A 12,299-nucleotide genomic window follows, 5' to 3' on the forward strand; every position below is an offset into this window, starting at 1 on the left:
TGTTGTTAAAAAATTAAATTGTTTTTTGATTTTATTTGATTCGTATCAACGGCATAGGCTGTTGTTATGTCCTCAATTGTATTTAATATTTGTTTTATTTCGGAGACATTTATCATGTCTTCAGTGTTTTCTATTTTTAAAAAATAATCTGCTTTTTTAAATTCAGGAAGTAAGTAGACTTTTGTAGCCATTTCTAATGCTGTCTCTGAAAACAAATCCTGTGTTGTTTCTCGTTTCTGTTGAAAAACTTCATTTTTGTTTTGGATTAAATTCCATGAAACAGTATTCTCGGTGTCATAATAATAAAATCTAGAAAATTGTGTTTCTCCATCTTTTATCTGTATATGAACTTCATCTTTACTTTTGCCTAAAATAATGGGCAGCTTTTGATTGATGAAATAGGCTAATCGATAATCTTCTAATGCCGTGTGTATCGCAATAAGATCGTAATCTATTTCGTCAAACTCGCCAATTTCTAATTTGTGAATAGCCATAATATTTCCAAATCAAGATGTAAATATAGCATTTCTATCTAAGTATAAGTACTGATATTGTAATGATTTAGTTAATTTCTAAACGCAAACGTTGTAGTTTTGGTTTGTTTTTCCTACTTTTTGTTCATTTGTGATTGAAAAGCGAAATAAGCACGCTGTGATGCTTTTTCTTCTGCCTTCTTTTTTGAGGTGGCCCTGGCCTTGGCAACCACTTTATCGTCGATGCTAAGTTTTACACCAAATAGGCGTTGTCCGTCAATGGCGTTATCTTCAAAAATATCATAATGAAATATTTTCTTTTCTTTTTGACACCATTCGATTATTAAGCTTTTGTAGCTGATTACTTTACCTTCAAGTCTTGAAATATCAACATAAGGAATGATTACTCTTTTTTGTATAAATTTCTCACAGTAAATATAGCCTCTATCAAGGTAGATTGCCCCAATCAATGATTCAAAGATGTTGCCATGAATGTTTTCTCCAAAATGATTTACTGGAACTTTGCTTTTTACAAATCGGATGAGATTAAGGTCTTTGCCTAGTTCATTTAGGTGCTCTCTACTCACGATTTTAGAGCGCATTTTGGTTAAGTATCCTTCATCACCAAGAGGTGCTTTGTTGAATAAGTGTGCGGCAATAACAGAGCTGAGCATGGCGTCTCCTAAGAATTCCAAACGCTCATAATTTATTGGATTCCCGTCGTTACTTAATTTATTTATCGAGCGATGCGTAAATGCTTTTTCATAATGCTCGATATTATTTGGTTTGAACCCAAGTATTTTTTCAATGGCATCAAAAAAAATCCCGTCTTCTTGAGAACGGGATTTTGAGAATATTTTTTTTAGAATACGCATACAAATAATTACAATTCTAATTTTTTCATCAATACACAAGCATTGTGACCACCAAAACCAAAAGTATTACTCATTACGACTTTCATCTCTCTTTTTTGAGCTGTGTTAAAAGTAAAGTTCAATTTTGAATCAATATTTTCGTCATCTGTGAAATGGTTTATTGTTGGAGGAACAATACCGTGTTTCATAGAAAGAATAGTTGAAATTGTTTCAATAGCACCAGCAGCACCTAGTAAGTGACCAGTCATTGATTTTGTAGAGTTAAGGTTCATGGTATAAGCATGTTCACCAAATACTTGTAAAATAGCTTTTGATTCAGCGATGTCTCCTAGAGGAGTCGATGTTCCGTGCATGTTTACACCATCTACATCTGTTGGTTTAAGACCAGCGTCTCTCAAACAGTTTAACATTACATTTCTAGCTCCTAATCCTTCAGGATGAGGTGCGGTAATGTGGTGAGCGTCTGCAGACATTCCACCACCACCTACTTCGCAGTAAATTTTGGCACCACGAGCTATCGCGTGTTCGTATTCTTCTAAAATTAAAGCTCCAGCTCCTTCTCCTAAAATAAATCCATCTCTGTCTTTATCCATAGGTCTTGAAGCGGTTTTTGGATCGTCATTTCTAGTCGATAAGGCATGCAAAGCGTTAAAACCTCCCATACCTGCAATAGTTACAGCAGCTTCAGAGCCACCTGTTACCATAATGTCAGCATGACCTAAACGAATGTAGTTGAAAGCGTCGATAATTGCGTTAGTTGAAGAAGCACAAGCAGAAACAGTTCCGAAGTTTGGTCCTCTGAAGCCATATTTAATAGAAATATGTCCACATGCAATGTCACCAATCATTTTAGGAATAAAGAAAGGGTTGAATTTAGGTGTACCGTCTCCCGCAGCAAAGTTCAATACTTCGATTTGGAAAGTTTCTAAACCTCCAATACCTGAACCCCAAATCACTCCTGCACGGTCTTTGTCTATTTTGTCTAAATCGAAGTTAGCGTCTTCCATCGCCTCAGTTGAGGAGACCATGGCGTACTGAGCATAACGATCCATTTTTCTAGCTTCCTTACGGTCTAAAAAATCTTCAACATTAAAGTTTTTTAGTTCGCATGCAAATTGAGTTTTGAATTTTGAAGCATCAAAGTAAGTGATGGGAGCAGCTCCGCTAACACCATTGATAAGCCCATTCCAATACTCTTCAATATTATTTCCAATAGGAGTAAGAGCACCTAAACCTGTTACAACAACTCGCCTTAATTCCATAACTTGTGTGTTTTGTTATCTTTAAACAAATAAAACCCACTCTTTAAATTTTGTAATGGTACAAAAAAGCAGTGGGTATTACATTTTATATATCGTTTTGATTGAATTTCAATCTTGATTTTTGATTTGAAATAATAAAAACACCCGAATACTTATTTGTAAACGGGTGTATTATTTATTATTTTTTAGCTTCTTCGATGTAAGAAATAGCTTGACCAACAGTCGCAATGTTCTCTGCTTGATCGTCTGGAATTTGAATATCAAATTCTTTTTCGAATTCCATAATAAGCTCAACTGTGTCTAACGAGTCAGCTCCTAAATCATTAGTGAAGCTTGCTTCTGTTACAACTTCGTTTTCGTCAACGCCTAATTTGTCTACGATAATCGCTTTTACTCTTGATGCAATGTCTGACATAATCTTTAATTTTAGAATTTAATTTGACGGCAAAAATAAAAAACTTTATTTTAAAACAATCAATTAGTTAATAAATGTGTGAACTAATTTAAAAAATAAATTGAAATAAAGACCTTATTAAGTTATTTATTTTCGATTTTTATTCCTTTTTTTGCGTTAAATATAATTTGATTAATGATGAAAAAAATTGTGATTTTTGCTTCTGGATCGGGGTCTAATGCCGAAAATATTATAAAATATTTCACTTCTGGTGATAAAGTTACAGTTGTAGGGGTTTTTACAAATAACCCAAATGCAGGTGTGATTGAGAGAGTGAAAAAATATGGAATAAAGACAGAAATATTTTCTAAATCGCAATTATTTGAAAACGAATTCCTACACAAAATAAATTCAATACAGCCTGATTTAATAGTTTTGGCTGGTTTTTTATTGAAATTTCCTGAAACAATTATTGCGGATTATCCTAATAAAGTTATAAATGTTCACCCTGCCTTATTGCCTAAATATGGAGGAAAAGGAATGTATGGTATGCATGTGCATAATGCAGTTGTTCAAAATAAAGAATCAGAAACTGGAATTACCATACATTATGTAAATGAAAATTACGACGAAGGAGCGATTATCTTTCAAAAGAGCTTTGAGCTTTCAGGTTCTGAAACTCCAGAGGATGTTGCTAATAAAATTCACGAATTAGAGCATAAGCATTTTCCTGAAGTGATTGAAAAACTATTGGTTGAAGTTGTTTAATTTAAGATTGTTGATTGACTATTTTTTGATTTCAGATTTTGTAAAAGTTTATAAAAGTCATTGATTGTCAAAAGTTTTTCAAATCTAAAATTGTTACACTTCATTTAAATGTCAAAAGTAAAACTCCTAAATTTTAAGATACATTGAATTACGAAGTTCATATTTATACAGATGGTTCTGCTAAGGGAAATCCTGGTAAAGGAGGATATGGGATTGTTATGGAAAAAGTAGGAACTTCTTATAGAAAAGAATTTTATGAAGGTTTCCGTTATACCACTAACAATAGAATGGAGTTACTCGCAGTGATAGTAGGACTTGAGAAATTGAAAACACCTAATACTAAAGTCTTAGTGATTTCTGATTCTAAATATGTTATCGATTCGGTTGTTAAAAAATGGGTTTTTGGTTGGGAGAAAAAAGGTTTTGTTGGAAAGAAGAATCCCGATTTGTGGAAGCGATTCTTAATTATTTACAGGAAGCATCAGGTTGATTTTAAATGGGTTAAAGGGCATAATAACCATCCTCAAAATGAGAGGTGTGATCAATTAGCGGTTATGGCATCAGAAAATAACTCGCTTTCTATTGATGCTTTTTATGAAAAAGAAGAGGGGAAATTTTTATGAAAACTTTGCGTGTTTGAATCTTTGCAACTTCAAACTTATGAACTATCTTTGCGCTTTAATTCGAAACTCATATAATGAACAAATTATTGATTGTTGGAACGGTCGCTTTCGACGCAATTGAGACTCCTTTTGGTAAAACAGATAAAATTTTAGGAGGTGCAGGAACTTATATTGGACTTTCGGCTGCTTTTTTTAATTTGCAGTCAGCAATAGTTTCTGTAGTTGGAGATGATTTTCCGCAAGAATATTTAGATTTATTAATTGAGCGTAATATTGACATCTCAGGCCTTGAAGTTGTCAAAGGAGGTAAGACTTTCTTTTGGAGTGGTCGTTATCATAACGATTTAAATACTAGAGACACCCTAGATACTCAGTTAAATGTATTAGCTGATTTTCAACCCAAAGTACCGCAAGATTTTAAAAATGCTGATGTAGTGATGTTAGGAAACTTACATCCGTTAGTACAAAGTAGTGTTTTAGATCAAATGGAGTCTAAACCTAAATTAGTGGTTTTAGATACGATGAACTTTTGGATGGATTGTGCTCTGCCTGAATTATTGGAAGTAATTAAACGTGTAGATGTTATTACTATTAATGATGAAGAAGCAAGACAATTGTCAGGTGAATATTCGTTAGTAAAGGCGGCAGCTAAAATTCAAGCTATGGGGCCACAATATGTGGTTATAAAAAAAGGTGAGCACGGAGCTTTATTGTTTCATGATAAAGAAGTGTTTTTTGCACCAGCTTTACCGTTAGAAGAAGTTTTTGATCCAACAGGGGCTGGAGATACTTTTGCAGGTGGTTTTACAGGTTTTATTACCCAAAGCGAAAATGTGTCGTTCGAGAATATGAAGAACGCTATTATTTATGGTTCTAATTTGGCTTCCTTTTGTGTAGAAAAATTTGGAACAGACAGAATGGTAGCTTTAGATAAAAAAGAAGTAGCGTCAAGATTAAAACAGTTTAAATCGTTGACTCAGTTTGATATAGAAATATAATGCTTTAAAGTCCCATGATATGGGGCTTTTTTGTTTTGTAAAAATTTATTGAATTAGTGAAGGTACACTTTCAATAGAGATTGGATTTTTAAATAATAATACTACAAATAATACAACAATGAGCGACGCATTAAAACATGAGTGTGGAATAGCCTTAGTTAGACTACTTAAACCGCTTGAATTTTACAAAGAGAAGTACGGTACAGCATTCTACGGAATACAAAAAATGTATCTAATGATGGAGAAACAGCACAATCGTGGTCAAGACGGGGCTGGTTTTGCGAGTATAAAAATGGATGTAGAGCCAGGGGAACGTTACATCAGTAGAGTGCGCTCTAATCAATCCCAACCTATTCAAGATGTTTTTACTCAGATTAATGAAAGGATTAATGAGGAAATGGCAAATCATCCAGAATATGCTGATGATGTGGCTGCTCAAAAAGCGAATATCCCTTATATAGGTGAATTGTTTTTAGGACATGTGCGTTACGGAACTTTTGGAAAAAACAGTATCGAAAGCGTTCACCCTTTCTTAAGACAAAGTAACTGGATGCACCGTAATTTGATTTTGGCAGGGAACTTTAACATGACGAATGTTAAAGAGCTTTTTCAAAATTTAGTTGAGTTAGGACAACATCCAAAAGAAATGGCGGATACTGTAACTGTGATGGAAAAAATAGGTCACTTTTTAGATAAAGAAGTGATGCAATTGTACCAAGATTGTAAGGCTGAAGGTTATAACAAACAAGAAGCGTCGCCTATAATTGCTGAAAGATTAGATGTTGCTAAAATTTTGGCTCGTTCTGCTAAAAATTTAGATGGAGGCTATGCAATGGCGGGACTTTTAGGTCATGGAGATGCTTTTGTATTTAGAGACCCTGCTGGAATACGTCCTGCTTATTACTACCAAGATGATGAAGTTGTTGTAGTAGCTTCGGAACGACCAGTGATTCAAACGGTTTTTAATATTCCATTTGAAAAGGTGCAAGAAATTGACCCAGGAAATGCATTGATTATTAAGAAAAATGGAAGCGTTTCTATGAAAGAAATCTTAGCTCCTACTGTAAAAAAATCATGTTCGTTTGAACGTATTTATTTTTCAAGAGGAAGTGATGCTGAGATTTATCAAGAAAGAAAAAATCTTGGAAAATTAATCTTGCCTGCAGTTTTAGATTCGATTGATCAGGATACTGATAATACGGTGTTCTCATATATACCTAATACGGCTGAAACTTCGTTTTATGGTTTAGTAGAAGCGGCTCAAGATTTCTTGAATCAAAGAAAGAATAACTATATTTTAAAGAATAGACATACACTTACTGAAGATAGTTTAAGAGAACTTCTTGCTGTAAAAATTAGAACGGAAAAAGTAGCCATTAAAGACGCGAAACTTCGAACTTTTATTACCGAAGATAGTAGTCGTGACGATTTAGTAGCGCATGTTTATGATGTGACCTATGGGGTTATTAAGCCTACGGATAACTTGGTAATTATTGATGATAGTATTGTAAGAGGTACTACTCTTAAAAAGAGTATTATCAAAATGATGGATCGTTTGAATCCAAAGCGAATTGTTATTGTTTCTTCGGCACCACAAATTCGTTTTCCAGATTGTTATGGAATTGATATGGCTAAATTGGAAGGATTGGTTGCTTTTAGAGCTGCTTTAGAGCTTTTAAAAGAAAGAAATATGTATCATATCGTTGATGAAGTGTATGCAAAATGTAAAGCACAAGAAAGTTTTAAAGATACTGATGTAGTTAATTATGTTACAGCTATTTATGAGCCGTTCGAACCACAAGAAGTTTCTAATAAAATCGCTGAAATGTTAAGTTCGCCTGAAATTAAGGCAGAAGTTAAGATTATATTCCAAACGGTTGAAGACTTGCATGTTGCGTGTCCTAAGAATCTTGGGGATTGGTATTTTACGGGGGATTATCCTACGCCTGGAGGAAATAGAGTAGTGAATAGAGCATTCATGAATTTCTATGAAGGAAAAGATGCAAGAGCATACTAATACGGATTTAGGTAATTAATCGGTTTTATTAGTTGTTCATCTGAATTTTTTGTTTAAAATGAATTACTGCTATAAATTTGACTCACCATAACATTAGTAGGTTAAGTTTATGGTAGATTTGGGGCAAAAAGGGTGGAAGAAATTCCACCTTTTTTATTAGAATAAAGTTTCGAGAAAAGAGAATAGAATATAGAATAAAGACGAATGAGCTAATTAGTTTATTCGTCTTTTTTATTGGAATTAATTTTTTTATCCCAAAATCAGCATTAGGATTTTATTGATTTTTTCACGTGACATATCTGCTGATTTTTTGTTTCAAAACAATTAAAAAGTCTGTGTAAATCCGTTTCATCTATGTTATAGGTGTTTCAATGCGTAATCTGGGTTTATAGAAAAGTGAAGAAACTGGTTTTTGAGCAAAAAAAATAGACAAACAACTTTTCAGTTATCTGTCTATTCTCTATTTTCTTTAGAAAAAAAGATTATTTCTCTGAAGCGTATCTTCTAGCTACTTCAGTCCAGTTAATAACATTGAAAAAAGCTTCAATATAATCTGGTCTTCTGTTTTGGTAGTTTAAGTAGTAAGCATGCTCCCAAACGTCCATTCCTAAGATTGGAGTTCCACCGCAACCTACACCTGGCATTAAAGGGTTGTCTTGGTTTGGAGTTCCACAAACATCTAGTTTTCCACCTTTTTGTACACATAGCCAAGCCCATCCTGAACCAAATTGTGTTGCTCCTGCTTTGCTAAATTTAGCTTTAAATTCTTCAAAAGAACCAAAAGCACTTTCGATAGCAGCTAACAATTCTCCAGTAGGTAATCCACCAGCGTTTGGTGCCATTACTGACCAAAACAAGTTGTGGTTGTAGAAACCACCACCATTGTTACGAACAGCTCCATTACTCATGTCAAGATTAATAAGGATGTTTTCAATTGTTTTTCCTTCCATATCTGTTCCAGCAATAGCTGCATTCAAATTGGTAGTATAAGCATTATGGTGCTTAGAATGGTGGATTTCCATTGTTCTTGCATCAATATGTGGTTCTAAAGCTGCATATGCATAAGGTAATTGTGGTAATTCAAAAGCCATATCGTTTTTTATTTAATGATTTATAAAATTTTATCCAAATTTAAACATTTAACTTTGGAATAGAAAATTCTATTTTGTTATTATTTAGTTCTATTTAAGTTATGCTATTCTTTAGTGTTGATATTTAATGATTAAGAATTTTATGATTGTGCCATAGCCATACATATTATACTAATTTTGATATTGGGAATTTTTTGCAATGCCCTACAGCAGGCTTCAAGTGTAGCTCCAGTAGTGATAACATCGTCAATTAAAATATAATGTTTATTATGGTCGCTTTCTGTGAAGTTTACATCAAATAGTGTTTCTATTCCTTCTGTCCTGCCTAGTAAGTTTTTTTTTGATTGGGTTTTTGTGTATAGTTTTCGTAACAATAATTGGTCATTGTATTCGATATCTAATCCTTTTGCTAGTGCTTTTCCAAAAGTACTAACTTGGTTGTAGCCCCGTTCGCGAAGTTTTTTAGGGTGAAGTGGAACAGGGATAATGGATTGTGCTGTTTTTAATGTCGGAATGTTTTTCAAGTCGTCAATGTACCATTCTCCTATTAATGTACCAATTTCTTCATGACCTCGATATTTTAGATTATGAATGAGTTCTTGGACTATTCCTTTTTTATGGAAATAAAACAAAGCCGAAGCGTGTTCGATTGCTATTCTGCCATAAAATTTTTTGTAAGCTTCATTTTCTACAGTTTCATGATGGTTTGTCATTGTGATTTCATGGCGACAATGTGTGCAAACGATGTTTTCATTGGTAAAGAGCAGTGCGTTACAGCCCGCACAAATTGGAGGGAAGAATAGGTTTATAAAGGGTTGTAACATAGGCTCTGGGATTTATTTATAAAAATATAAAAATCAATGCTTCAAACTTTAGGTATTTTCTTTTTTTTATGTTCACTTTTTATATTTTTGCATCATGGCAAAACAAGAAGATATTTTTAAGAATGTAGTTTCGCATGCAAAAGAGTACGGATTTATTTTTCCGTCTAGCGAAGTTTACGATGGTTTAAGTGCTGTATATGATTACGCACAAAACGGAGTTGAGTTAAAAAAGAACATACGTGAATATTGGTGGAAGGCCATGGTTCAAATGAACGATAATATTGTAGGACTAGATGCTGCAATATTGATGCATCCAACTACTTGGAAAGCGTCAGGTCACGTAGATGCTTTTAATGACCCGTTAATAGATAATAAAGATTCAAAAAAACGATATAGAGCGGATGTTTTGATTGAAGATTATGCTGAAAAGCTGAATCAAAAGGCAATCAAGGAAATCGAAAAAGCGAGAGTTCGTTTTGGAGAGGCTTTTAATGAGCAAGAATTCGTTTCTACAAACGCAAGAGTAGTTGAATACAAAGCCAAAGAAAGAGAGATTCTTGAACGTATGGCTCGTTCTCTTGGCAATGAAGATTTGGCTGATGTGAAAGCTTTGATTGAAGAATTGGAAATTGCTTGTCCAGATTCGGGATCACGTAATTGGACCGAAGTGAAGCAATTTAATTTGATGTTTGGAACCAAATTAGGTGCCTCGGCTGATTCAGCAATGGATTTGTATTTACGACCAGAAACGGCTCAAGGTATTTTTGTAAATTTCTTGAATGTTCAAAAATCAGGGCGAATGAAGGTTCCTTTTGGAATTGCTCAAACAGGTAAGGCGTTTCGAAATGAGATTGTTGCGAGACAATTTATTTTCCGTATGCGTGAGTTTGAACAAATGGAAATGCAATTTTTTGTGCGTCCAGGTGAAGAGATGAAACATTACGAGTTTTGGAAAGAAGCAAGACTTAAGTGGCATTTGTCACTTGGTTTAGGTAAAGAGAACTACCGTTTTCATGACCATGAGAAATTAGCGCATTATGCTAATGCTGCAGCAGATATTGAATTTAATTTCCCTTTCGGTTTCAAAGAATTAGAAGGAATTCACTCTCGTACTGATTTTGACTTAAAAGCACATGAACAATATTCTGGTAGAAAATTACAGTATTTTGATGCAGAGTTAAATAAAAATTATGTGCCGTATGTTGTAGAAACTTCAGTAGGATTAGATAGAATGTTCTTGGCTGTTTTTGCTACTTCATTAAAAGAAGAAGTATTAGAGGATGGTTCGTCAAGAACTGTTTTAAAATTGCCATCAGTTTTAGCGCCAACTAAAGCGGCAGTTCTACCATTGGTTAAAAAAGATGGATTACCTGAAATAGCGCATCAAATCATCGCAGATTTAAAATGGGATTTCAATGTAGCCTATGATGAAAAAGATGCGGTAGGAAGACGTTACAGAAGACAAGATGCCTTAGGGACGCCGTTTTGTATCACAGTAGATCATCAGACTATCGAGGATCAAACGGTAACCATTCGTCATAGAGACACAATGAAGCAAGATCGAGTTAATATTGCTGATTTGAAATCAATAATAGAAAATGAAGTAGCTGTGAAAAATTGGCTAATGAAAATGTAATTTTCTATTCTATATAATACTAAAAAGCCTTCCATTTCGGAGGGCTTTTTTTGTTTTCAAAATCCCTATGTAGGAAATAATGGTATAAATTAGGTATTGAATAATAATGGTTTACGCTTTTAATCGGATTTTTTTGCCCTTTATCAATGACTATTAACATTTCGTCGATTTCTATTATTAAGTAAACAAATAAATAAGTTAAATGTTTATTTTTAGCTTGTTAAAAAGTTGTTTTTTTTGCTGAATAAACAATTTTTTGATATAGTTTCCCCAAAACTATCATTTATACTAAACCTAATAGTAGTTGAAAGAAATATTCGGCTATAACTAAAGTTGTGCGGTCTAATTTAATTTAGGAAGTACCACACATGAATTACTCGTACGTTATTGTTGACGATAATCAAGAGAGTGTCTTAGAAACCAAAGCAGTTGCGGATGGTTTTTCGGAGCTTACTTTTTTGGCTTCAGCAAATAATTACGAAGAAGGGTTGAATATAATATTAGAACACAATCCACAATTGGTTTTTCTTGAAATTGATCCCGCTGATAAAAAGAGTAATCTTTCTTTAGTACTTATTAACGAATTGTATCGTTACCTCAAAGTAGTTCCCAAAATAATAGTTACCACAAAGAAAAAAGATTTGGCATTTGATGCTATTCAGTACGAAGTAGCGGATTATATAATAAAGCCAGTTTCTAGGGTTCATTTAATTAAAACGATTCTCAAGTTAGAAAAATCAAGTGCAGTTGAGGAATCGGTAACAGTATTACCGCAACTGGCAATTGAGCCGCCTATTGTTCCTGTAGTTCAACAAGAAACAACAGCTCAAAAAGAACCGCTTATATTATGTATTAAGTCGTACGGAGACTATAGGTATATCGATACGCGAGACATCGCTTATTTCCAAGCGGATAATAATTCGACCGATATCCATTTGAATAATGGCGAAATGATTACTGCTTTTAAAACTTTAAAGCATTTTGAAGGGGTGTTATCGTATCCTTTTGTGCGCATTCATAACAGTTATATTGTGAATAGTCATTGTATTTCGAGGATACATACCGGAAATTCAGTGTGTTATATTAAAAATACTGCTATAAAACTACCTTTCTCTAAATCTTATAAGGGAAATATCGACCTAATTATAGCTGAAATTTCAAGTGGTAACTACCTAGAAATTTAAAATCCATCCATCCACCCAGATTTGATATCCATCCACTCTCAAATGAGCGCATTCCACCATAAACGCCTGTTTTTGTAAGGTGAATAGTGGGTTCTTGTGTAGTTTTACATCGTGATAAAGCAGTAACCGCTAGTCACTTAAACAAGTAAAACAG

The 12,299-nt window shown here is 33.7% G+C and carries 12 protein-coding genes; 6 read left to right on the forward strand and 6 right to left on the reverse strand.

The genetic code is table 11. The features are described from left to right. Window positions 1–5: 5 nt before the first annotated feature. The 4 genes from SLW70_RS04845 to SLW70_RS04860 all read right to left on the reverse strand — a co-directional run bounded on the left by SLW70_RS04845 (window position 6) and on the right by SLW70_RS04860 (window position 3,025). Entirely contained in the window at window positions 6–494 is a 489-nt protein-coding gene (locus tag SLW70_RS04845) for an IPExxxVDY family protein (protein WP_320890912.1), read from the reverse strand. A 113-nt stretch (window positions 495–607) separates the two neighbouring features. Continuing rightward, entirely contained in the window at window positions 608–1,348 is a 741-nt protein-coding gene (rnc, locus tag SLW70_RS04850; protein WP_320890913.1) for a ribonuclease III, read from the reverse strand. Between the two features lie 8 nt (window positions 1,349–1,356). Further along, window positions 1,357–2,610 carry a beta-ketoacyl-ACP synthase II gene (fabF, locus tag SLW70_RS04855; RefSeq protein ID WP_320890915.1) on the reverse strand — a complete coding sequence of 418 codons (1,254 nt, stop codon included), beginning with the start codon at window positions 2,608–2,610 and terminating at the stop codon, window positions 1,357–1,359. 178 nt (window positions 2,611–2,788) lie between these two features. After that, window positions 2,789–3,025 (reverse strand): acyl carrier protein, encoded by a 237-nt coding sequence (locus SLW70_RS04860; RefSeq protein WP_007137004.1) that lies wholly within the window; start codon window positions 3,023–3,025, stop codon window positions 2,789–2,791. Window positions 3,026–3,202: 177 nt separating this feature from the next. Here SLW70_RS04860 and SLW70_RS04865 point away from each other — a divergent pair, with 177 nt between their 5' ends. The 4 genes from SLW70_RS04865 to SLW70_RS04880 all read left to right on the forward strand — a co-directional run bounded on the left by SLW70_RS04865 (window position 3,203) and on the right by SLW70_RS04880 (window position 7,410). After that, a complete protein-coding gene (locus tag SLW70_RS04865) occupies window positions 3,203–3,772 on the forward strand; it encodes a phosphoribosylglycinamide formyltransferase (protein ID WP_320891753.1) in 570 nt (189 codons plus the stop codon). Between the two features lie 143 nt (window positions 3,773–3,915). Continuing rightward, window positions 3,916–4,395: a ribonuclease HI gene (gene rnhA / locus SLW70_RS04870; RefSeq protein WP_320890917.1), complete on the forward strand. Its 480-nt coding sequence runs from the start codon at window positions 3,916–3,918 to the stop codon at window positions 4,393–4,395. Window positions 4,396–4,469: 74 nt separating this feature from the next. Continuing rightward, the gene (locus tag SLW70_RS04875) at window positions 4,470–5,393 is read left to right on the forward strand and encodes a PfkB family carbohydrate kinase (RefSeq protein ID WP_320890919.1); all 924 of its coding nucleotides are present in this window, start codon (window positions 4,470–4,472) and stop codon (window positions 5,391–5,393) included. 118 nt (window positions 5,394–5,511) lie between these two features. Further along, the gene (locus SLW70_RS04880) at window positions 5,512–7,410 is read left to right on the forward strand and encodes an amidophosphoribosyltransferase (RefSeq protein ID WP_320890920.1); all 1,899 of its coding nucleotides are present in this window, start codon (window positions 5,512–5,514) and stop codon (window positions 7,408–7,410) included. 482 nt (window positions 7,411–7,892) lie between these two features. On the opposite strand, the gene SLW70_RS04885 is transcribed toward SLW70_RS04880, so the two are convergent. Both SLW70_RS04885 and SLW70_RS04890 read right to left on the reverse strand, forming a co-directional pair. Beyond that, entirely contained in the window at window positions 7,893–8,501 is a 609-nt protein-coding gene (locus tag SLW70_RS04885) for a superoxide dismutase (protein WP_320890922.1), read from the reverse strand. A gap of 140 nt (window positions 8,502–8,641) precedes the next feature. Then, the gene (locus SLW70_RS04890) at window positions 8,642–9,325 is read right to left on the reverse strand and encodes a ComF family protein (protein WP_320890924.1); all 684 of its coding nucleotides are present in this window, start codon (window positions 9,323–9,325) and stop codon (window positions 8,642–8,644) included. A 94-nt stretch (window positions 9,326–9,419) separates the two neighbouring features. Between SLW70_RS04890 and SLW70_RS04895 the strand changes: the two genes are divergently transcribed. Both SLW70_RS04895 and SLW70_RS04900 read left to right on the forward strand, forming a co-directional pair. Beyond that, window positions 9,420–10,961 carry a glycine--tRNA ligase gene (locus SLW70_RS04895; RefSeq protein WP_320890925.1) on the forward strand — a complete coding sequence of 514 codons (1,542 nt, stop codon included), beginning with the start codon at window positions 9,420–9,422 and terminating at the stop codon, window positions 10,959–10,961. 368 nt (window positions 10,962–11,329) lie between these two features. Then, complete coding sequence (locus SLW70_RS04900) at window positions 11,330–12,145, forward strand: LytTR family DNA-binding domain-containing protein (RefSeq protein ID WP_320890926.1); 816 nt, start codon at window positions 11,330–11,332, stop codon at window positions 12,143–12,145. Window positions 12,146–12,299 lie beyond the last annotated feature (154 nt).

It is taken from the genome of Flavobacterium sp. NG2, from assembly GCF_034119845.1.
Lineage (GTDB): Bacteria > Bacteroidota > Bacteroidia > Flavobacteriales > Flavobacteriaceae > Flavobacterium.